The following is a 22,475-nucleotide window of genomic DNA, read 5'->3' as shown; positions in this document are numbered from 1 at the left end:
TAATGTGAATGAGTTTTTTCAAAAAGTTAAAAGAAAAATTTTCAGGTTCTGAAGAAAAACATGAAGTATCTGACAAATATAAATCAGGTTTAACTAAGACTAGAGATACATTTTCAAGTAAAATCAATAACTTGGTAGCGCGATATCGTAAAGTTGATGAAGACTTTTTTGAGGATCTAGAAGAAATTTTAATCCAAGCAGATGTTGGTGTAACCACAGTGATGGATTTAATTGATGAATTAAAAATGGAAGTTAAACGACAAAACATGAAGGATACAGAAAAAGTAAAAGATGTTATCTCAGAAAAGCTCGTTGAAATTTATGCTGGTGATGACGACCTAACTAAGGCAAATTTGAGGCTTAAAGAGAATGATTTATCTGTATTCTTGTTTGTAGGGGTAAATGGTGTAGGTAAAACGACCTCGATTGGGAAATTAGCACATCAGTTAACTGAACAAGGAAAAAAAGTAGTGCTTGTTGCGGGTGATACCTTTCGTGCTGGTGCCATCGAACAGCTAGAAGTGTGGGGAGAAAGAGTCGGTGTAGAAGTGATTAAGCATCGTGCAGGAAGTGACCCTGCGGCGGTTATATATGATGGTGTACAGGCCGCAAAATCGAGACATGCAGATGTTTTACTTTGTGATACAGCTGGTCGCTTGCAAAACAAAGTGAATCTAATGAATGAGTTATCAAAAGTAAAACGAGTAATTGAGCGAGAGATTCCTGGTGCTCCTCATGAAGTACTATTGGTCTTAGACGCAACAACAGGTCAAAATGCTTTAAGTCAAGCTAAAACATTTTCTGAAGCAACAGATGTTACAGGAATTGTTTTAACAAAATTAGATGGAACTGCAAAAGGCGGAATTGTACTTGCTATTAGAAAAGAATTAAATATTCCAGTTAAGTTTGTTGGTTTAGGTGAAAAGGTAACAGATTTAGAAATGTTTGATGCACATGCTTTTGTATATGGACTATTCGCTGATATGATTGAACCTGATAAAGGGTAACCCCTTGACAGTCAATTCATGAATCATCTACTATAAAATGTAAAGATGTTTCACTTAACAAGGGAGTGTTGAGTTTTGCTAGAAAAAACAACAAGAATTAATTTTCTATTTGACTTTTATCAATCATTATTAACACCGAAACAACGTAATTATATGGAGATGTATTATTTAGAAGATTACTCTTTAGGTGAAATATCTGAATCATTTCATGTGTCAAGACAAGCAGTATATGATAATATTCGACGCACTGAAACGATGCTTGAGGACTATGAAAAGAAATTGCAACTATATGAGAAATTTATTGCGCGTCAGAAAATAGTAGATCAATTAACGAACGAATTACAAGATCATGCAAAAGCGAAAAAATTGGTGAAGATTTTAAAAGAACTAGAGTAGGAGGATACTCTTTATGGCATTTGAAGGTTTAGCAGAACGTCTACAACAGACGATTAAAAAAATGACAGGCAAAGGGAAAGTAAGTGAACAAGATGTAAAGGAAATGACTAGAGAAGTACGTCTGGCATTATTAGAAGCAGATGTTAACTTTAAAGTAGTTAAGGATCTTATTAAACGAATTAAGGAACGAGCGATTGGCCAAGATGTGATGGAAAGTCTAACGCCAGGTCAGCAGGTTATCAAGGTAGTTAAAGAAGAACTGACTGCTTTAATGGGTGGAGAGCAAAGTAAAATCGCAGTTAGTGAACGTCCTCCCACGGTAATTATGATGGTTGGGTTACAAGGTGCAGGGAAAACAACAACAACTGGTAAATTAGCTAATCTACTTCGGAAAAAGCATAACAGAAAGCCATTACTTGTTGCTGCAGACGTTTATCGTCCCGCTGCGATTAATCAACTAGAAACAATCGGGAAACAATTAGATTTACCTGTTTTTTCATTAGGAACAGAAGCAAACCCAATTGATATTGCTAATCAGGCAATTAAAAAGGCTAAAGATGAGCATCTGGATTACGTTATTATTGATACAGCTGGACGTTTACATGTAGATGAACATTTGATGGATGAATTACAACAGATTAAACAAAACGTAGATCCAGATGAAGTTTTTCTTGTTGTAGACTCCATGACTGGTCAAGACGCAGTTAATGTTGCTGAAAGCTTTGATCAGCAACTTAATATATCAGGTGTCGTTTTAACAAAATTAGATGGAGATACACGTGGTGGTGCTGCACTTTCTATTAAAGCCGTTACCAACAAACCAATTAAATTTGCTGGTATGGGAGAGAAGCTAGATGAACTAGAAGCATTTCATCCAGAACGTATGGCTTCTCGAATTTTAGGTATGGGTGATGTTCTTTCATTAATTGAAAAGGCACAAGATAATGTTGATCAGAAAAAAGCGCAAGAATTAGAAGAAAAAATGCGCTCTGCTTCATTCACCTTTGATGATTTTCTTGAGCAAATGGATCAAGTTAAAAATATGGGACCATTAGAAGATCTAATTGGAATGATTCCAGGTGCTAATAAGATGAAAGGGCTGAAAAATGCCCAATTTGATGAGAAACAACTTGTTCATGTTGAAGCAATTATTCAATCAATGACTAAAAAAGAGCGCGAAGATCCCAGCTTGATGAACGCAAGTCGTAAAAAGCGCATTGCAAAAGGTTCTGGACGCTCAGTGTCAGAGGTCAATCGATTGTTAAAACAATTTGAAGAAATGAAGAAAATGATGAAACAAATGACAAATATGCAAAAAGGAAAAAAGGGAAAAAAGGGTAAAGGATTTAATTTTCCATTCATGTAATGTAAAAACACTTTACAGACTCCCAAACTTCTGATAGAATCTAAACTTGTGAAAAACATTTATAAATGGAGGTGCGAAACATGGCAGTAAAAATCCGCTTAAAACGTATGGGATCAAAACGTAACCCTTTCTATCGTGTAGTAGTAGCTGATTCTCGTTCTCCTCGTGATGGACGTATTATCGAACAAATTGGCACATACAATCCGGTTGCTAACCCGGTTGAAGTAAAATTAGATGAAGAAAAAGCGCTAAACTGGATGTCTAATGGTGCAAAACCTAGTGACACAGTTCGTAACTTATTCTCTAATGAAGGCATCATGAAGAAATTCCACGACACGAAAAACCAAAAGTAAAGTAGTGTGATAACATGGAAGCCTTAATTAAAACCATCGTCAAACCGTTAGTTGAGAATCCAGATAAGATTTCAGTAGAGGTAAGGGAAGAATCAAATAAGATGATTTATCATCTTACGGTTCATCCTGAAGATGTTGGTAAGGTAATTGGTAAAAATGGTCGGATTGCTAAAGCAATTCGTACCGTTGTTTACGCAGCAAACTCAGATTCGAAAAAAAGAATTTTTCTTGACATTATGTAAAACAGGGAGGGGAGCAAAATACCTTTCCCTGTTTTTCTTTACTAAGTGATAAAGATGAAATTCTAAAGATGTTCAGCTCTAAGTGTCCTGAATGAGTAATAAATACCTAAAAACGGTTAAACCATACTTAACATGTTTAAATAAAGAGAGGTAGCATCCATGCAAATTATTAAACAGATTAAAGTGAGGCAAGTCGTAACAGAAATGAGCAGGTCACTACTAGCAAAAAAGTTCAAAAAAAGAATCGATCAGCTTGAACAGGAATGTCAGCAATTAAGTTTCGAACAAAAGCGAATGGAGCGCCAAAAACCACTTGATAGGCAAAAAGTTAAAGTTAAGTTTCAAAAAGAAATAGATAATAGAAAAGAAAAGCAGGCACATATACAGCATCAATTAGAAGCAATACATACATTACCACTGGAAAGTGAAATAGAAGAAAGAGAAGTACAAGCACTTGTTGATGTAGAGGTAGGAATGGAATGGAATAAAGTGATAACAGATCAAGTGATTGTAGTTAAAGATGGCATAATTATACGTATACACGAGGTGGGTGAAAAAAATGAATAAACCAAAACGATATAATGTTGGAAAAATAGTTAATACGCATGGTATTAAAGGTGAAGTGAAAGTCGTAAGAATTACAGATTTTAAAGAGCGGTTTGAAAAAGGGAATGTTCTTTATTTGATAGGCAATACAGACAAGGAGCCACTTCCATTAACCATAAAAAATCATCGGACACACAAGCAGTTTGATCTATTACAGTTTGAATCCTATAACTCAATCGAAGATGTAGAACCGTTTAAAGAATGTATGTTAACTATAGATGAGAATCAGCTTCAACCACTTGATGAAGGAACGTATTATTATCATCAGATTATTGGATGCATGGTATATACTAGTAAGGGTGAAGCCCTAGGTGAAATCAAAGAGATACTTTCACCAGGTGCTAATGATGTATGGGTAGTAAAGCGTCCGAGTCAGAAGGATATTCTTTTGCCATACATTGCTGATGTTGTTAAGACAATTGATGTTAATGACAAGAAGATAGTAATTGAACCTATGGAAGGGCTGCTAGAATAATGCATGTTGATATATTAACGATTTTTCCTGAGATGTTCACTGGTGTAATGAACAATTCCATTTTAAAAAAAGCGCAAGAAAGTGGTGCCTTTTCTTATCAAACAGTCGATTTTCGCAAGTATACCACTAATAAACATAATAAGGTTGATGATTACCCATATGGTGGGGGAGCGGGCATGGTATTAATGCCTCAACCAATATTTGATGCTGTTGACGATCTAGAATTTAAACATAAGAAAAAGCCACGCATTATTTTAATGTGTCCACAAGGTGAAAGATTCACCCAAAAAAAAGCTGAGGAGCTTGCACATGAAGAACAACTCGTTTTTATTTGTGGTCATTATGAGGGATATGATGAACGTATTCGCCAAGAACTTGTTACAGATGAAATATCAATTGGAGATTATATCTTAACAGGTGGTGAATTAGGTGCAATGGTTGTAATAGATAGTGTCGCACGCTTAATACCTGGTGTTTTAGGTAATAAACAATCAGCACCGGAAGACTCATTCTCAACGGGTTTACTAGAGCACGCTCATTATACAAGACCAGCAGATTTTCGCGGATTAAAAGTTCCTGAAGTGTTATTATCCGGAAATCATAAAAATATTGAAACTTGGCGACATAAACAATCCCTTTTACGAACGTGGTTGCGTAGACCAGATTTGTTAGAAGGCTATCCGTTAACCCCCCAAGAAAAAACATGGATTGATGAATTTAATAAAGAATACTAAGTAATAGTTGAAGTATCTATAAAATTATGATATATTACTTGTTGTGCTTAAGTGAATACTTAGGTCGTATAAACGATGTTCCGCTGTTAGTAACGATTTGATAAGAGCATTGGTTTGGAAGGAGTGTGACAAGATGCAACATATAATTGATGAAATCACAAAAGAACAACTTCGTACAGATCATCCTGATTTTCGTCCGGGTGATACAGTGAAAGTTCACTTGAAGGTTGTTGAAGGTAACCGTGAACGTATTCAGGTGTTTGAAGGTGTTGTCATTAAGCGCCAAAATGGTGGAATTAGTGAAACATTTACTGTGCGAAAAATTTCTTACGGTGTAGGTGTTGAACGTACAATACCATTACATTCACCACGTATTGATAAAATTGAAGTTAGCCGTCGCGGTAAAGTACGTCGTGCGAAACTTTACTATTTACGTAATCTTCGTGGTAAAGCTGCACGAATCAAAGAAATTCGCTAATCATGATTGTAAAAGGAGCTTGCTTTGTCAAGCTCCTTTTTCTTAATGAGGAAACGAGAAACACTCATAACAGTTAATTAATTAAAATAATCTATAATAGATAAAAAAATTAACGCAATTGGTATTGGAGGAAACAGAAATGGCCAAGAAAAAAAGCGAATGGTTTGATTGGCTAAAAGCATTGGTTATAGCAGTTTTATTAGCATTTATTGTTCGTACATTCTTATTCGCACCAATTGTTGTAGATGGTCCTTCTATGTATCCTAATTTACATGATGGAGATCATATGATTGTAAATAAATTAAATTATAAAATAAGTGAACCAAACAGATTTGATATTGTCGTATTTCATGCTACGAAACAGAAGGACTATATAAAAAGAGTAATCGGTTTACCAGGAGAAACAGTAGAAATAAAAAATGATACATTATATATTAATGGAAACGCAGTAGCAGAACCCTTTTTAGAGCAACAAAAGGCGTCTTTAAAAAAGAACGAAAGATATACAATGGATTTTTCAATGAGCGATATACCTGGAGATTTCAAAGTGATTCCCGAAGACCATTTATTAGTACTAGGTGATAATCGCAATAATTCTACAGATAGCCGAATGCTTGGATACATATCATATAATCAATTAGTGGGAAATGCGTCAATGATTTATTGGCCGTTAGATCGATTTGATATGGTGAATGATTAGGAGGTAAACAATGACAATTCAGTGGTTCCCAGGGCATATGGCAAAAGCAAAACGTGAAGTACAAGAAAAACTAAAGTTAGTGGACTTTGTTATTGAACTTGTTGATGCTAGAGCGCCATTATCCTCACAAAATCCAATGCTTCATCAAGTGTTAAACCAAAAACCAAAAATGTATGTTCTAATGAAAAATGATTTAGCAGATCCAATATCTACAGAGAAATGGCTAACTTATTATAAAGAAAAAAATATACCTGCTGTGGCAGTAGATGTTTCTCAAAAACAAGACGTACAACAAGTGATTGCTGTTGCAAAACAAATGGCACAGGAGAAAATGGAACGTCTAAAAAGAAAAGGAGTACGTCCAAGACCAGCACGTGCAATGATTATAGGGATTCCTAATGTTGGGAAATCTACGTTAATTAATCGTTTAGCGAAACGAAAAATTGCTAAAACTGGTGACCGTCCTGGTATTACAACGAGTCAGCAATGGATTAAAGTAAAAAAAGATTTTGAATTATTAGATACACCAGGGATTTTATGGCCTAAATTTGAGGATGAACTGGTTGGCTATCGATTAGCTGCAATTGGTACGATAAAAGATCAATTATTACCACTAGAAGAGGTAGCTGTTTATACTTTAAACTATCTACGCACTTATTATCACTCAATGTTAATGTCCCGTTATCAGGTAAAAGAGGATAGTGAAGATGTACATACTTTAATGGAGCGTATCGGCCGTTTACGAGGTTGTATCGAAAGTGGTGGGAATGTTCAATTAGAAAAAACTGCTGATGTTATTCTTAGAGATTTAAGAAATGGAAAAATCGGTCGGATTTCATTAGAACTCCCTGAGTAAATATAGGTTTATAGATAAAAGACAAAGACATCCCTCTTTTGGGTGTCTTTATTTTTTTAGCAGTATGCCGATAAATTAATTAAATGGGGGAATAGAGTATGGCTAGTCAGAAATCAGTAAAAGAAATAAAACAGTCACTGGTAGACAATGTATTAACACAACAACAATTACAATTACTTCATACAGATAAACGAAAAGGGGTACAAATAGCTTTAAATCAATATTATAAACGATTAGAGCAAGAGAAAAAATTAAAAGATCAATTTAATCAAATGATGACTTACGAACGAAAGTGCCATGCTGAGGGAAAAAAAATTGTAGTTGGCATTGATGAAGTGGGACGTGGTCCTTTAGCAGGTCCTGTTGTTGCAGCAGCGGTTGTATTAGATGAAACATGCTATTTACCAGGTATTAATGATTCAAAAAAGATGTCTCGCCAGAAAAGAGAGTTCTTTTATGAAAAAATACAGAAAGCAGCCGTTTCCTATAGCTTCGGTATTATAGACAATAAAACAATTGATAAAATTAATATTTATCAAGCAACAATCAAAGCAATGAAACAAGCGATAGGAGGACTTTCGCAGCAGCCAGATCATTTATTAATTGATGCAATGGATCTTTCTGATCTACCCTATTCGTCAGATTCTATTATTAAGGGAGATCAAAAAAGTGTTAGCATTGCAGCAGCGAGTATTCTTGCGAAAGTAAAGCGTGATTATATTATGGCTGAGTTGCATCATCAATATCCCAATTATGACTTTGAAAAAAATCAAGGATATGGAACAAAAGCACATTTGGATGCAATTAAAAATTATGGAATTACCCCTTATCATCGACAATCTTTTGCTCCGATTAAAAAATAAGGAAGGAGGAATATCAAATTGTCTATCTATTCATCTAATTTAATTTCCGCACAATTGTCAACGACTACGCTTCAAGTAAAGCCTAATAAATTAAAATTAGGCCAAATACTATCAGGAAAAGTGATAGAAATTTATCCTGATCAACGAGCAATGATTCAACTTGGAGAGCAAAAGGTTGTTGCACAATTAAAAACAGGTCTTAAATTAAACAAAAACTATTGGTTTCAAGTGCAAACTAATGATCAATTGTTGCACCTAAAAGTTCTATTCGAAAAGTCAGATAGGCAATCTCTAGAGCAACAAGCGTCTTCTTTATTAAAGCAATTGCATTTACCGCTAACAAAGGAAAATTTAATATTTGTTCAAAAGGTAGTTCAAACACAAATTACCTTTATTCCGGAATCTTTAAGACAAGCATTAGAATTAAACGCAAACAACAAAAATGTATCAATGCCCTATTTGCTTGAGATGATGGCAAATCAATTACCAATTACCTCTTCTATCTATAAATCATTAACTAGTGCTAAAACTAACTCATTACGACAACAACTTCAACAAGTATATCAACAGCTAAAGGCAAGTGAATACTTGGTTAAAGATAAACAATTAGTATTAACTCGTGTCGAAAGCATGCTAAATAAGTCGAATAATAATTGGTCAATAAAAAACATTATCTATTTAATTAATCAACAAATTGATCAAAAAGAAACTGTGTTGTTACAAACGTTAAAGCAGACAGGTATACTAGCAGAGCATTATGATATAAATCAAACAAAAGAGATAAAAAATCAGTTGCAGTCAATGATGGTTCGGCATGGAGAAAGTTATATTGGTGAAAAGTTAGGAACAGTTTTTTCCAAGCAGTTAGGTTTGACAGATCAACAAATCTCACAGTTTAAGAAACTAATGCAAGTCATGATAAAATTAGAAGAAAATCCTTCAGCACAAATTCGAACACAACAACAATTACAAGCATTTATAGAGAAGCACCATCTTCGTACAAAGATTTCAATGTTTCTATCTGAAGTTGAAAGAGAAACGTTTCATAACTGGAAACAAGATTCAAATTGGAAAAACATTGAATCGATTGTGCAGAAAATAAAAAATTTAGCTGATCAACAATTATCTCAACAGATAGAAAATAAAGTAGTAGAACTATTATCTTCGACAAAAAACAACACATTAAGCCTTAAAGATCAATTTTTATTACAATTAAAGCATTTTCTAAATTTCTCCGGAATATTAGATGAATACCAATTATTGAAGGACGATGCAACTAATTCAAAACAAAACTATTCGCTAAAACAGTTGCTTTTGCAAACAGTACATACGTCAACAGTTGGACAACAAGATATTGAACAACTTGTTCATACCATTAATGGATTGCAGATTACAAGTGTGCAAGAAGAAGGTGCATTTATTCAAACGAGCATCCAACTGCCAAGTTTCCTTGAATCAAAGCATGATATATTTATTGATATGGAAAGTAAAAAAAACGAAAGTAATCAAATTGATCCAGACTATTGCCATATCGTTTTCTTTATATCACTAGAAAAAATAGGGGATACATGCATTGATATGTCTGTTATAAATCGTAAAATTAATCTTTCTGTTTATAATCATCACCCAGAAATTATTCCATTTATAGATTCGTTAAAACCAATGCTGCAAAATGGATTAGCAGGAAAAGAATATCAATTATTGTCAGTTCAGTTTAAACAGATGACAGAAAGGATAGAGCAACAAATAATGAAAAAAAAGGATCATACCGTTACTAAAGTAGGGGTGGATATTCGGATATGACAGACCATTACAAACGAAAAAAAGCAGTTGCTCTAAGTTATGATGAACAAAATGATCAAGCTCCACGAGTCGTTGCAACTGGATCAGGTTTAATTGCACAACAAATTATTGAAAAAGCGCAAAAAGCTGAACTTCCTATTCAACAAGATCATAATTTAATAGAGCTTCTAGCAACATTAAATATCAATGAAAAAATACCTGAAGAATTATATCATGCAGTAGCAGAAGTATTTGCTTTTATTTATCAAGTTGATAAACACACAGATATAAAAAGAAAAAAATAGATAGACAAACACCTACCATTTTTATACAATGAAACTATTGAAAAGATAGTATGTTGAACAACTCGACATTGCATGATTAGGATGTTGAGTTGTTCCAAAGAATAGGAGTGAAATTTATTGCAACAAACGCGTTTTCGTTTAATCCATCTCCATCGTGTTTGCTATACTTCAAGACCTCTGATTCACCGTTTCTTACAACAAGATCCAACCTTACATTCCCTCTACGAATGGACTCCAACAGACATGCAAACTTTACTTCACATTACAAAAGATAAAGCGAATAAGTTATTTTCTTATCTCCGAGATCAAGATTTATTAAGTAAAGTGAAAAATGACTTAAATGACTATCATGTTTGGACAATATTAGATGAAAATTATCCTTCTGCTTTACGATGTATTCCTGATCGACCAATCGTACTATATGGACTTGGGGATTCAAATTTATTAAATTATCAACCTGCTTTGAGTGTTGTAGGTACAAGATATCCTTCTAAAGAGGCTAAGAAAAAAATGTTTGATATATTAGGTCCATTAGTAAAAGATAATTGGCTGTTTGTAAGTGGGATGGCATTAGGAATTGATGGATACACACACCATTTGGCCACCTATTATCATGGCAAAACAATTGCTGTGCTCGGAAGTGGATTTAATCATATTTATCCTAAACAACATGAAGCTTTATTTTATGATTTAATTACGAATCAGTTAGTTATTTCTGAATACCCTCCTGATACACCACCAAAACGATATCATTTCCCTGAAAGAAATCGAATTATTAGTGGATTAAGTTTTGGGACCATTGTTATTGAAGCCAAAGAAAAAAGTGGTTCTTTAATTACTGTTGATCAAGCTTTAGAACAAGGAAGGGAAGTATATGCTGTCCCTGGTACTCCTTGGTTACCCCAAACCCAAGGTTGTCATAAAATGATTCAAGATGGCGCAAAGTTAGTACAAAATACCTATGATTTAGTTCAAGATTGGAACCAAATGAAAGAAAAATGGTGTCTAACGTTGACTAATATTGACTAAAATAAAGCCTATTTTTAATAAAAAGATAAAAGTAACGTTTGACAAAATGGTAAAAAGTATTTAATAATAGTGAAGATTTATCAAATAGATAAAAGAAGAAACCCTCTTGGGAGGAACAGAAATGGCAGATTATTTAGTAATAGTGGAATCACCAGCAAAAGCAAAAACAATTGAACGTTATTTAGGGAAAAAATATAAAGTAAAAGCATCCATGGGACATGTTCGAGATTTACCGAAAAGTCAGATGGGTGTAGATGAAAAAAATGAATTCAGTCCAAAATATATCACGATTCGAGGGAAAGGCCCTGTATTAAAAGAATTAAAATCTGCTGCAAAAAAAGTTAAAAAAGTTTATCTCGCTGCTGACCCCGACAGAGAAGGTGAAGCAATTGCATGGCACCTTGCACATAGTTTGAACATTGATCAAAATTCTAATTGTCGTGTTGTTTTTAATGAAATTACAAAGGATGCCATTAAAGAATCTTTTAAACATCCAAGAAAAATTAATATGGATCTAGTTGATGCACAACAAGCAAGACGTATTCTTGATCGACTGGTAGGCTATAATATCAGTCCGTTATTATGGAAGAAAGTCAAAAAAGGGCTCAGTGCCGGACGGGTTCAATCTGTAGCAGTGAAGATGATTATTGATCGAGAAAGAGAAATCAAGGATTTTAAACCAGAAGAGTACTGGTCTATTGATGGCATGTTTATAAAAGAATCCTCAAGCTTTGAAGGTATCTTTTACGGTGTTGATGGTAAGAAAACAAAACTACCCAATAAAGAAGCTGTAGAAAAGATTCAAGCCAAATTAACCAGCGATCAGTATAAAGTTGATAAAGTACAAAAGAAAGAAAGAAAGCGTAATCCATCTGCTCCATTTACAACCTCTTCTCTTCAACAAGAGGCGGCACGCAAATTGAATTTTAGAGCTAAAAAAACAATGATGGTAGCACAACAACTTTATGAAGGGATCGATTTAGGTAAAAAAGATGGCGGCATTACAGGTTTAATTACTTACATGCGTACAGATTCAACTAGACTATCTGATACTGCAAAGCAAGAAGGTAAGAGTTATATTAGTGAGAAATACGGTGATAATTATATTGGTGTTATAAAGCAGAAAAAAAATGCGGAAGGTGCACAAGATGCCCATGAAGCAATTCGACCTACAGCTGCTTTTCGTGATCCAAGCTCATTAAAAAGTGTATTGTCTCGAGATCAATATCGACTATATAAATTAATATGGGATCGTTTTATTGCAAGTTTAATGGCGCCAGCAATTATGGATACAATGACCGTTCATCTTGGTCAAAATGGTGTGACGTTTAGAGCGAATGGCTCTAAAATTAAATTTAAAGGATTTATGAAAGTATATATAGAAGGAAGAGACGACAATAAAACAGAAGAAGATAGATTGTTACCTGAATTAGAAGAAGGTATGTTTGTAAAGGCAAAGGATATTAAACCAAATCAACATTTTACACAGCCACCTCCACGTTATACTGAAGCAAGATTGGTAAAAACGATGGAGGAACAAGGAATAGGTAGACCTTCTACGTATGCACCAACATTAGATACAATTCAACGTAGGGGATACGTCTCATTAGATAATAAAAGATTTGTACCTACTGAGCTTGGTGAAATTGTTATAGATTTAATAAGGGAATTTTTCCCAGAGATTATAGATGTTGATTTTACGGTGAAAATGGAAGACGATTTAGATGCTGTTGAAGATGGAAAAACTAATTGGGTAGAAATTATTGATCAGTTCTATCAAGGTTTTGAAAAACGTTTAGAAATAGCTGAAGAAGAGATGGAAAAAGTAGAAATTAGAGATGAGCCAGCGGGTATTGACTGTGAAAAGTGTGGTCATGAAATGGTTTATAAAATGGGGAGATACGGTAAATTCCTTGCATGTTCTAATTTTCCTGACTGTCGAAATACAAAGCCAATCCTTAAAGAAGTTGGCGTGAACTGTCCTAAATGTAAAACAGGCAATATCGTAGAAAGGAAATCAAAAAAACGGCGTACTTTTTATGGGTGTGATAATTACCCAGACTGTGATTTCCTATCTTGGGATAAACCAATTTCTCGTCCATGTCCTAAATGCCAAAGTTTACTCGTAGAGAAAAAATCTAAAAAAGGCGTACAAATACAATGTACAGCTTGTGATTATAAAGAAGAGCCTCAAAAATAATTTGTTAGTAAGAAGTTGTTTATTTACAACTTCTTTTTTTTATTGTTTATACAAAAGAATGATTGAAATGTTGAAAAAAAGGATATGAATAATAATAACTACTCATAATAGTGTGAAAATTTTCTTTTAGAACGATAAAAATATTGATTGACATATAAAATACAACAGGCTATAATTTTCGATTGGTAAGTAATTTTACTTTACAGAACAACATCCATCATTACTGCTAGAGATAACATTTCAGAATTTTATGGCAATTTAGTAAAATTTATTGCATGATTATCGTAGTTATGTTAAGCTTTAATCGCTTAGTGGGGGTAAAAATGGACGAATTAAATAAACAGCTTCATGAATTTCGATCATATCTTCAAATAGAAAAAAACGCATCACCGTATACGATAGATTTTTACATAAAAGATATAGAGGCATTTTTTCAATTTTTATATATTGAAGGGATTACGCAATTAAATGAAATAGATCATCAAACTGTAAGGCTATATTTGAGTTATCTATATAATGAGTCGTTAGCGAGATGCAGTGTTTCACGAAAAATTTCTAGTCTAAGAAGTTTTTATCTTTACTTAGAGAGAGAAAGTATAGTATGTGATAATCCATTCATGCAAATTGTTTTACCAAAAGATAAACACCGTATACCAAACTTTCTATATGAAGAGGAAATAGAAAAATTATTTTTCATTAGTGATCTTTCCACACCGTTGGGCCAGAGAAATCAAGCGATTTTGGAAATTATGTATGCAACTGGTATCCGAGTTAGTGAATGTACTAATTTAACCTTAGATGCAATTGATTTTGATTTGCAAACGATACTGGTCTTAGGTAAAGGTCGAAAGGAAAGATATGTTCCGTTTGGAAGTTTCGCAGCAAAGGCCTTAATTGATTATATTAATGTTGGTAGAAAACAGCTATTAAAAAAATCAAATTTAAAAACAGAAGCATTGTTTTTAAACGCAAAAGGAACCCCCATTACATCAAGAGGAATTCGTTTAATCTTAAATAAAATGGTGGATGAGGCAGCATTAACAATAAAATTACATCCTCATAAATTAAGACATTCGTTTGCTACACATATGTTAAATGCAGGTGCTGATCTTCGAAGTGTCCAGGAATTGCTTGGGCATGAGCATCTTTCATCAACGCAGATTTATACACATGTATCTAAGGATCGATTGCGTTCTATTTATATGGATAGTCATCCAAGAGCAAAAAGAAATTGAGGTGATAGGATGGGCAATGAATTTCATGCGACTACGATATTTGCAATTCAACATAACGGCCAGTGTGCGATGAGCGGTGATGGCCAAGTTACTATGGGAAATGCTGTAGTTATGAAACATACAGCAAAAAAAGTCCGTAAATTATTTAAAGGTCAGGTATTAGCTGGATTTGCTGGATCTGTAGCAGATGCGTTCACATTATTTGAAAAATTCGAGGCGAAATTGGAAGCTTTTAATGGTAACTTACAACGTTCATCAGTAGAATTAGCTAAAGAGTGGCGAAGTGACAAAGTGTTACGGAAATTAGAAGCAATGTTAATTGTAATGAATAAAGAAACGCTACTTCTCGTATCTGGAACGGGAGAAGTGATTGAACCAGATGATGGTATATTAGCAATAGGCTCAGGTGGAAATTATGCGTTAGCCGCAGGAAGAGCATTAAAGCGTTATAGTGGCGATAAAACGGCCAAAGACATTGCTCAATCTGCATTGGAGATTGCTGGTGAAATTTGTGTATATACGAACAATCAAATAACATTAGAGGTTATTGATTAGTTTAAGGAGGTTATATGGGTGGATATGGGAATGTCACCTAAGCAAATTGTTGCAGAATTAGATCGATTTATTATTGGACAGAACCAAGCAAAGAAATCGGTAGCTGTTGCTCTGAGAAATCGTTATCGAAGATCAAAATTGGACGATAGTATAAGAGATGAAATTGTTCCAAAAAATATTTTAATGATTGGTCCTACAGGTGTTGGGAAAACAGAAATTGCAAGACGGTTAGCCAAACTTGTTGGCGCACCATTTATAAAAGTGGAAGCAACAAAATTCACTGAAGTTGGTTATGTTGGTAGAGATGTGGAATCAATGGTTCGAGATTTGGTAGAAACGGCTATAAGAATGGTGAAAGAAGAGAAAATGGAGCAAGTGAAAGAGCGTGCAAAACAATATGCAAATGATCGCCTTGTTAAACTATTAGTTCCTATTGCCAAAAAGCAACAAAACGAAACGAAAAATCCATTTGAAATGCTATTTAATAATCAGCAAACCTCAGAAGGATCAGAAGAAAAAGCTGAGGAAGCGAATCAAGAAATCCAAACGAAGCGAAAACAAATTGCACATCAATTAGCATTAGGAGAATTAGAAGATACGTTTGTTACGATAGAAGTAGAAGAGCAGTCTGCTAATATGTTTGATATGTTACAAGGTTCAGGGATGGAACAAATGGGAATGAACATGCAAAATGCACTTGGATCGTTGATGCCCAAAAAAAAGAATAAAAGAAAACTAACTGTAAAAGAAGCGAGAAAAGTATTAACACATCAAGAGGCGCAAAAATTAATTGACATGGATGAAGTGACGCAAGATGCTTTAGAGAAAGTTGAGCAATCAGGTATAATTTTTATAGATGAAATTGATAAAGTTGCGGGGAAATCAGAGCAAACAGCAGATGTATCACGTGAGGGTGTACAACGTGATATTTTACCTATTATAGAGGGATCGACCATTGTCACAAAGTATGGGCCGGTCAAAACAGATCATGTTTTATTTGTAGCAGCTGGTGCATTTCATATGGCTAAACCTTCTGACTTAATACCAGAACTACAAGGGAGATTTCCTATAAGGGTGGAGCTTGAAAAATTATCAATAGATGACTTTGAACGTATCTTGGTAGAACCATCCAATGCCTTGTTAAAACAGTATCAAGCACTGTTAAAAACAGAAGATATCGATGTAGTGTTTACAAATGAGGCAATTACACAACTTGCTAAAGTTGCTTATGAAGTTAATCAAGACACAGATAATATTGGCGCAAGAAGACTTCATACTATTCTAGAAAAATTACTAGAAGATTTATCATTTGAAGCATCAGATGTAACCATGCCTACGATTGAAATCACCAAAGGCTATGTTGAAGAGAAACTTGGAACAATTGTTAAAAATAAAGATTTAAGTCAATATATTCTCTAAAATTTCAACGTATCTGATACTTATAAATATCCAATAACATATGATTATAAAAGAGAACGGAGGCACATCATGGAACTATTAGAACGTGCTAGGAAAATTAACTCTATTTTGCAAAAAACAACGGGTAAATCAGTAAACTTCAATGAAATGGCGGCTACTTTAAGAGATATTATAAGCGCTAATATATTTGTTGTAAGTAGAAGAGGTAAGCTATTAGGCTTTGCTATTAATCAACAGATTGAAAATGCACGAATGAAAGCCATGTTAGAAGAAAGACAATTTCCGGAAGAATATACAGACAGCTTATTCCATATCAATGAAACAACTGCTAATATTGATATAGACAGTAAATATACTGCTTTTCCAGTAGAAAATCGCGAGTTATTTAAAAGTGGATTAACAACAATTGTCCCAATTATAGGTGGCGGTGAAAGACTTGGAACTTTAATATTGAGTAGATTAACTGACAGTTTTAATACGGATGATCTTTTACTTGCTGAATACGGTGCAACGGTAGTCGGCATGGAAATATTACATGAAAAAACGGAAGAAATCGAAACAGAAGCACGTAGTAAAGCAGTGGTTCAAATGGCGATAAGCTCACTTTCTTATAGTGAATTAGAGGCTATTGAACATATATTTGATGAATTAGACGGAAATGAAGGGTTACTTGTGGCAAGTAAAATCGCAGATCGTGTTGGTATTACGCGCTCAGTAATCGTAAATGCTTTACGTAAGTTAGAAAGTGCTGGTGTTATAGAATCTAGATCACTGGGAATGAAAGGAACCTATATTAAGGTATTAAATAATAAGTTCTTAGTAGAATTACAACGAATCAAATCTAATTAATAAACTTGTTAAGAGACGCTCTAAATGAAGCGTCTTTTTTTTGTACACAGAGAGCCTTTAGTGTATTTGCATTTGGAGATAAAGGAACTAGATTAAAGATAAGATAAAATAATAATTGATATCTTTTAACCTTTAACAAAATGAGTAAAATGATCTATTTTTAAAAAAAACCTTAAATTATTGCTTATGTGGTAGTTTCCAATTAGATTAATATGTGTAATAATAATACTAAAAGAGACACAACTCTACATTTTTCCTCCGTTTCTTCTTCCTGAAAACCAGGACAATACCGTGGTTCTTTTGTCTTAAATCTCATCTTTTGTTTGCAACTATAGTCAGATTATGCAGAAATAGGATAGACACATGATAATAATTAATCTACAATATTCGATATGAAATACTATTTTTTGAGGGTTACTTTTTAGGAGGTGCAAAATATGTCGCTATTTGGGAGCACAGTTGCAAGTCTTCAAAATGGTCTAGACTATTCGACACTTAAAAACAAAGCAATAGCAAATAACATAGCGAACGTTGATACTGAAAATTATAAAGCAAAAGATGTTGTCTTCAAACAACTTTTACATAAAGAGTTGAGTAATGAATTTCATGCAAAACGCACAAATGAAAAACACCTTACCTTTAACAGACATACTTCCCAATCATTCCAAATTGTAACAAGTAAAAATACACAATACAATCACAATGGTAATAATGTAGATGTAGACAAAGAAATGTCTGCATTGGCAAAAAATCAAATTTATTACCAATCCCTAGTAGATCGGTTGAATGGCAAATTTAATAGCTTACAGACCGTCATTCGTGGAGGTGGAGCATAATGAGTATCTTTCATTCATTAAATGCGAGCGCGAGTGCTCTGACTGCGCAACGTTTGCGTATGGATACAATATCCTCAAATATTGCAAATGCTGATACAACAAGGGCCACCATTAATGAAAACGGTGAATATGAACCTTATCGAAGAAAAATGGTTACCTTTGAAGAAAGAGGAGCCTCATTCTCTTCCTATCTAAATAAAGCAACAAAAACTACGAATGTAGGATCGGGTGTTCAAGTTGGTAAAATTATTGAAGATGATGAACCATTTACTATGGTATATAATCCAACGCACCCAGATGCGAATGAAGATGGTTATGTCGCAATGCCAAATGTTGATACATTAGAAGAAATGGTCGATCTAATGAGTGCAACAAGATCCTATGAGGCTAATGTGACATCGATTAATGCGACAAAAAGCATGTTAATGAAAGCGCTGGAAATAGGTAAATAAGTAATGAAAGGAATGTGAATAAATGTCTACTGGTATACAAGCTGCAAACTTCGTGGAACACTCATTTAATCAAACTGCTGTTTCACCAAAAATATCACCAGGAAAAGCACAACATCAGTTTGCATCTAGTTTAAAAAATGCAATTAATCAATTAAATGCTTCGCAAATAGCTGCTGATGTAAAAACAGAAGCACTAGTAAACGGTGAAATTGATGATTTGCATGATGTAATGATCACTGCTAAAAAAGCTAGTATTACGTTGAATACAGCAGTTGAGGTGCAAAAAAAAGCAGTTGATGCTTATAACGAAATAATGAGAATGCAAATTTAATTAAAAATGAAAGATGCGTTTCTTTAAGCTTTATGGAGGCAAAGGATGAAACAAAAAGTAGAAAACTATAAAAATAATATAATAGATTATTGGCAGGGTAAATCAAGTAAACAAAAAGGGTTCTTTTTTTCTATGATTCTTTTGTTTCTCGTCATTGTCGTAGGTGGAACACTTTTGTTAACGAAGTCGAACATGGTTGCGCTGTATAATAATTTATCTATTCAAGAAATTGGTCAGATTAAAGCTGAATTGGATACGCGTGGTATAAAGTATGAATTAAAAGATGCCGGTTCAACAATAATGGTTCCAAGTGATCAAGCGGATACATTATTAGTTGACTTAGCTGCGCAAGGCATACCTGACAGTGGTAGCATTGACTATTCATTTTTCAGTGAAAACACTTCATGGGGGATGACCGATAACGAATTTGATGTCATGAAATTAGATGCGATGCAAACAGAACTTGCTGGTTTAATCACGGGCATTTCTGGCATTGAAGATGCTACCGTTATGATTAATTTACCTCAAGAGCAAGTGTTTATAAGTGAGAACCAACAAACGGCATCAGCTTCAGTTGTCTTAACAACAACACCGGGTTACCAATTCAATGAAAAACAAATTAATTCACTTTATCACCTGGTATCAAAAACGGTTCCTAACCTTCCTACAGAGAATATCGTCATAATGGACCAAAACTTTAACTATTATGATCAAAATGGTTCAACAAATTTTACGAACGGAGATACATACACAACACAACAACAAATTAAACAAGATATTGAACGAGATATTCAACGTCGCGTACAGCAATTACTTGGAACGATGATTGGCGCGAACAAGGTCGTTGCTTCGGTTACAGCTGACATTGATTTTACACAGGAAAATCGTATAGAAGAAATTGTTGAACCAGTTAATCAAGAGGATAAAGAAGGCTTACCTGTAAGTGTTGAAACCATTACAGAAACATATACAGGAGAAGGTGCCCAAGCAGCAGGTGAGGCTGGGGTTGGCAATGACGATATAGCTAATTATCCTGCTTCAGAAGATGGAAACAGTGGAGAGTATGAGATGGTTCAAGAATCAATAAACTATGAGTTTGATTCTATTACTCGTGAAATTGTGGAAAGTCCATATAAAATAAGAGATTTAGGAATTCAAATTGCAGTTGATAATACAAAAGAAACGCTTGATGCAAACGGCGAACCAGAATTATTAACAGCGCAGGAACAAGCTAATGTAGAAGCAAGTATTGCTTCTATATTACATTCCATTATATCGACTTCGGTAGCTGAACCATATGGGGATATTAATCCTCAAGAAAAAACTTCTATTGTATTTCAAACTTTTAATGGTACACAAACGCAAGGGCAACACACCGTAACACCAGCGATACCAACTTGGGTTTATGTTACAGGTGCTATATTATTGATTGGTATTATTGTTCTTCTGCTTATCTTATTTAAGAAGAATAAACAGGAAGATGAAGTTGTAAGTGAAGAAGTAAACATACAACAAGAAATAGAAATTCCGAATATTGAGGAACCAGCAGATACAGAATCATCAATTAGAAGAAAACAGCTCGAGAAAATGGCTAAAGACAAGCCGGAAGAATTTGCTAAATTATTGCGAAGCTGGATTGCAGAAGATTAGGGGGAAACCTTTATGGTAGGAAGGAACAAACAACTTACAGGTAAGCAAAAGGCTGCGATTTTATTAATATCATTAGGTCCAGATGTTTCTGCGCAAGTGTATAAGCACTTAACCGAAGAAGAGATAGAAAAATTAACATTAGAGATATCATCTGTTAAGAAAGTTGAGTCAGATCAAAAAGAAGATGTTCTAGATCAATTCCATCAAATTGCATTAGCCCAGGATTATATTTCACAAGGTGGAATTAATTATGCAAAAACAGTGTTAGAAAAGGCTTTGGGAGAAAATGAGGCAACAAATATTATTAATCGGTTGACTTCTTCTTTACAAGTTAGACCGTTTGATTTTGCACGAAAGGCTGATCCTGGTCAGATATTAAATTTTATACAAAATGAGCATCCACAAACAATTGCGCTCATTTTATCTTATTTAGAAAAAGAGCAGGCAGGTCAAATTCTTTCAGAACTTCCTCAGGAAATGCAAGCAGATATAGCCAAGCGAATTGCATTAATGGATTCTACCTCGCCTGAAATAATCAATGAAGTAGAACAAATATTAGAGCGGAAGTTATCTACTACTGTTACGCAAGATTATACACAAACTGGTGGTATCCAAGCCGTAGTTGAAGTACTTAATGGTGTTGATCGAAGTACAGAGCGAACGATTCTAGATGCATTAGAAATTCAAGATCCCGAACTAGCAGAAGAAATTAAAAAACGTATGTTTGTATTTGAAGATATTGTTACGCTCGATAATCGAGCAATTCAACGTGTTATTCGAGAAGTTGAGAACGATGATCTTCGCTTAGCATTAAAAGTGGCAAGTGATGAAGTAAAAGAAGTTGCGTTTAATAATATGTCTAATCGGATGGCAGAAACGTTTAAAGAAGAAATGGAATTTATGGGACCAGTTCGATTGCGTGATGTAGAAGAAGCGCAAACTAGAATAGTCTCTGCTATTCGTCGCTTAGAAGAAGTGGGCGAAATAGTTATTGCTCGTGGTGGAGGAGATGATATTATTGTTTAATCCTTCTAGTAAAGTAATTGGCTTACGACCTATTCATACACCAGAAACGGTTGTCAATGAAGAAAACAAGGCGTATGAGGATAAATTGCTTCAAGTGAGAGAAGCGCAGCAAGAATTACAAGAGACAAAACAAAGAACACAAGATTTAATAGCAGAAACGCGTAAACAGATCCAAGAAGAGAAAGAAGCTTGGGAAGAAGAAAAGAAAAAGTGGGTTGAGCAGGCAAAAGAAGAAGGGTATCAAACTGGATTTGAGCAAGGAAAAGAAGAAAGTCTATTAAATTACCAGAGCTTAATTAAAGAAGCGAAAAAAGTAATAGATATCACCAGGGATGAAAGAACGGAAATGATAACTCAAAATGAACGATTTATTTTAAATATCAGTTTAGAAGCAGCAACGAAAATTATACATCAATCTCTAGTAGATAAAGAAGCGTATATAGAAATAGTAAAGGATGTTTTGCAGGAAGCAAGAGAACAACCTACCATTCAAATTCATGCACATCCAAATGATTACCTTATTTGTCAAAAGTATAAAGATGAACTTTTTGCAATAGTGGATGAAAAAGTAGAACTCAGTTTTTATCCCGATGATGCTTTGGAAAAAGGGAGCTGTATCATGGAAAGTCCCCTAGGAAAAATAGATGCAAGTATAGATACGCAACTAGAAAACCTGCGTGATCAGTTACATTCGTTGTTGGAGGAAATGGATTGTGAATCTTGAACATTT

At 34.3% G+C, this 22,475-nt stretch carries 26 protein-coding genes; all 26 read left to right on the top strand.

Features of this window, described 5'->3' with window-relative positions; genetic code table 11:
• Positions 1 to 8 precede the first annotated feature (8 nt).
• The 26 genes from ftsY (at position 9) to fliH (ending at position 22,469) form a co-directional block, all read left to right on the top strand.
• A complete protein-coding gene (gene ftsY, locus BN1058_RS09865; protein WP_090856730.1) occupies positions 9 to 1,007 on the top strand; it encodes a signal recognition particle-docking protein FtsY in 999 nt (332 codons plus the stop codon).
• A gap of 75 nt (positions 1,008 to 1,082) precedes the next feature.
• Positions 1,083 to 1,403, top strand: coding sequence for a putative DNA-binding protein (locus BN1058_RS09860; RefSeq protein ID WP_090856729.1), 321 nt, complete (start codon positions 1,083 to 1,085; stop codon positions 1,401 to 1,403).
• A gap of 13 nt (positions 1,404 to 1,416) precedes the next feature.
• The gene (ffh, locus tag BN1058_RS09855) at positions 1,417 to 2,769 is read left to right on the top strand and encodes a signal recognition particle protein (RefSeq protein ID WP_090856728.1); all 1,353 of its coding nucleotides are present in this window, start codon (positions 1,417 to 1,419) and stop codon (positions 2,767 to 2,769) included.
• An 80-nt stretch (positions 2,770 to 2,849) separates the two neighbouring features.
• The gene (gene rpsP, locus BN1058_RS09850; RefSeq protein ID WP_090856726.1) at positions 2,850 to 3,122 is read left to right on the top strand and encodes a 30S ribosomal protein S16; all 273 of its coding nucleotides are present in this window, start codon (positions 2,850 to 2,852) and stop codon (positions 3,120 to 3,122) included.
• A gap of 14 nt (positions 3,123 to 3,136) precedes the next feature.
• A complete protein-coding gene (locus BN1058_RS09845; RefSeq protein ID WP_090856723.1) occupies positions 3,137 to 3,364 on the top strand; it encodes a KH domain-containing protein in 228 nt (75 codons plus the stop codon).
• Between the two features lie 159 nt (positions 3,365 to 3,523).
• Entirely contained in the window at positions 3,524 to 3,931 is a 408-nt protein-coding gene (locus BN1058_RS09840; RefSeq protein WP_090856720.1) for a YlqD family protein, read from the top strand.
• Positions 3,924 to 4,445 carry a ribosome maturation factor RimM gene (rimM, locus tag BN1058_RS09835; protein ID WP_090856717.1) on the top strand — a complete coding sequence of 174 codons (522 nt, stop codon included), beginning with the start codon at positions 3,924 to 3,926 and terminating at the stop codon, positions 4,443 to 4,445. Before BN1058_RS09840 ends, rimM begins: the two co-directional genes overlap by 8 nt.
• Positions 4,445 to 5,179 carry a tRNA (guanosine(37)-N1)-methyltransferase TrmD gene (gene trmD, locus BN1058_RS09830; protein ID WP_090856714.1) on the top strand — a complete coding sequence of 245 codons (735 nt, stop codon included), beginning with the start codon at positions 4,445 to 4,447 and terminating at the stop codon, positions 5,177 to 5,179. The genes rimM and trmD overlap by 1 nt, the downstream gene beginning before the upstream one ends.
• Positions 5,180 to 5,312: 133 nt before the next feature.
• Entirely contained in the window at positions 5,313 to 5,657 is a 345-nt protein-coding gene (rplS, locus tag BN1058_RS09825; protein WP_090856711.1) for a 50S ribosomal protein L19, read from the top strand.
• A gap of 139 nt (positions 5,658 to 5,796) precedes the next feature.
• Positions 5,797 to 6,357, top strand: coding sequence for a signal peptidase I (lepB, locus tag BN1058_RS09820; RefSeq protein WP_090856709.1), 561 nt, complete (start codon positions 5,797 to 5,799; stop codon positions 6,355 to 6,357).
• A 10-nt stretch (positions 6,358 to 6,367) separates the two neighbouring features.
• Positions 6,368 to 7,213 (top strand): ribosome biogenesis GTPase YlqF, encoded by an 846-nt coding sequence (gene ylqF / locus BN1058_RS09815; RefSeq protein WP_090856706.1) that lies wholly within the window; start codon positions 6,368 to 6,370, stop codon positions 7,211 to 7,213.
• A 98-nt stretch (positions 7,214 to 7,311) separates the two neighbouring features.
• Positions 7,312 to 8,076 carry a ribonuclease HII gene (locus BN1058_RS09810; protein ID WP_090856703.1) on the top strand — a complete coding sequence of 255 codons (765 nt, stop codon included), beginning with the start codon at positions 7,312 to 7,314 and terminating at the stop codon, positions 8,074 to 8,076.
• Positions 8,077 to 8,094: 18 nt separating this feature from the next.
• The gene (locus BN1058_RS09805; RefSeq protein ID WP_090856700.1) at positions 8,095 to 9,879 is read left to right on the top strand and encodes a hypothetical protein; all 1,785 of its coding nucleotides are present in this window, start codon (positions 8,095 to 8,097) and stop codon (positions 9,877 to 9,879) included.
• Positions 9,876 to 10,163, top strand: coding sequence for an EscU/YscU/HrcU family type III secretion system export apparatus switch protein (locus BN1058_RS09800; protein ID WP_090856697.1), 288 nt, complete (start codon positions 9,876 to 9,878; stop codon positions 10,161 to 10,163). Before BN1058_RS09805 ends, BN1058_RS09800 begins: the two co-directional genes overlap by 4 nt.
• 117 nt (positions 10,164 to 10,280) lie before the next feature.
• A complete protein-coding gene (dprA, locus tag BN1058_RS09795) occupies positions 10,281 to 11,192 on the top strand; it encodes a DNA-processing protein DprA (protein ID WP_090856694.1) in 912 nt (303 codons plus the stop codon).
• 121 nt (positions 11,193 to 11,313) lie between these two features.
• Entirely contained in the window at positions 11,314 to 13,392 is a 2,079-nt protein-coding gene (topA, locus tag BN1058_RS09790; RefSeq protein ID WP_090856691.1) for a type I DNA topoisomerase, read from the top strand.
• Between the two features lie 323 nt (positions 13,393 to 13,715).
• A complete protein-coding gene (gene xerC / locus BN1058_RS09785) occupies positions 13,716 to 14,627 on the top strand; it encodes a tyrosine recombinase XerC (RefSeq protein ID WP_090856688.1) in 912 nt (303 codons plus the stop codon).
• Positions 14,628 to 14,636: 9 nt separating this feature from the next.
• A complete protein-coding gene (hslV, locus tag BN1058_RS09780) occupies positions 14,637 to 15,182 on the top strand; it encodes an ATP-dependent protease subunit HslV (protein WP_090856685.1) in 546 nt (181 codons plus the stop codon).
• 24 nt (positions 15,183 to 15,206) lie between these two features.
• Positions 15,207 to 16,601 carry an HslU--HslV peptidase ATPase subunit gene (gene hslU, locus BN1058_RS09775; RefSeq protein ID WP_090858223.1) on the top strand — a complete coding sequence of 465 codons (1,395 nt, stop codon included), beginning with the start codon at positions 15,207 to 15,209 and terminating at the stop codon, positions 16,599 to 16,601.
• 69 nt (positions 16,602 to 16,670) lie between these two features.
• Positions 16,671 to 17,450, top strand: coding sequence for a GTP-sensing pleiotropic transcriptional regulator CodY (gene codY / locus BN1058_RS09770; RefSeq protein WP_090856682.1), 780 nt, complete (start codon positions 16,671 to 16,673; stop codon positions 17,448 to 17,450).
• Positions 17,451 to 17,887: 437 nt separating this feature from the next.
• A complete protein-coding gene (flgB, locus tag BN1058_RS09765; protein WP_090856680.1) occupies positions 17,888 to 18,286 on the top strand; it encodes a flagellar basal body rod protein FlgB in 399 nt (132 codons plus the stop codon).
• Positions 18,286 to 18,738 (top strand): flagellar basal body rod protein FlgC, encoded by a 453-nt coding sequence (flgC, locus tag BN1058_RS09760; RefSeq protein WP_090856678.1) that lies wholly within the window; start codon positions 18,286 to 18,288, stop codon positions 18,736 to 18,738. The genes flgB and flgC overlap by 1 nt, the downstream gene beginning before the upstream one ends.
• A gap of 22 nt (positions 18,739 to 18,760) precedes the next feature.
• Positions 18,761 to 19,069 carry a flagellar hook-basal body complex protein FliE gene (gene fliE / locus BN1058_RS09755; RefSeq protein WP_090856675.1) on the top strand — a complete coding sequence of 103 codons (309 nt, stop codon included), beginning with the start codon at positions 18,761 to 18,763 and terminating at the stop codon, positions 19,067 to 19,069.
• A gap of 45 nt (positions 19,070 to 19,114) precedes the next feature.
• On the top strand, positions 19,115 to 20,719 hold the full coding sequence (fliF, locus tag BN1058_RS09750; RefSeq protein WP_090856671.1) for a flagellar basal-body MS-ring/collar protein FliF: 1,605 nt from the start codon (positions 19,115 to 19,117) through the stop codon (positions 20,717 to 20,719).
• 12 nt (positions 20,720 to 20,731) lie between these two features.
• Positions 20,732 to 21,745, top strand: a complete 1,014-nt coding sequence (fliG, locus tag BN1058_RS09745) for a flagellar motor switch protein FliG (protein ID WP_090856667.1) — start codon at positions 20,732 to 20,734, stop codon at positions 21,743 to 21,745.
• Positions 21,738 to 22,469 (top strand): flagellar assembly protein FliH, encoded by a 732-nt coding sequence (fliH, locus tag BN1058_RS09740; protein WP_176694492.1) that lies wholly within the window; start codon positions 21,738 to 21,740, stop codon positions 22,467 to 22,469. Before fliG ends, fliH begins: the two co-directional genes overlap by 8 nt.
• The last annotated feature ends 6 nt before the right edge of the window (positions 22,470 to 22,475 follow it).

This window comes from Paraliobacillus sp. PM-2 (assembly GCF_001368815.1).
Taxonomy (GTDB): Bacteria; Bacillota; Bacilli; order Bacillales; family Amphibacillaceae; genus Paraliobacillus.
Note: the sequence above shows the minus strand (reverse complement) of the source record. Positions and strands in the feature narration are given on the sequence as shown.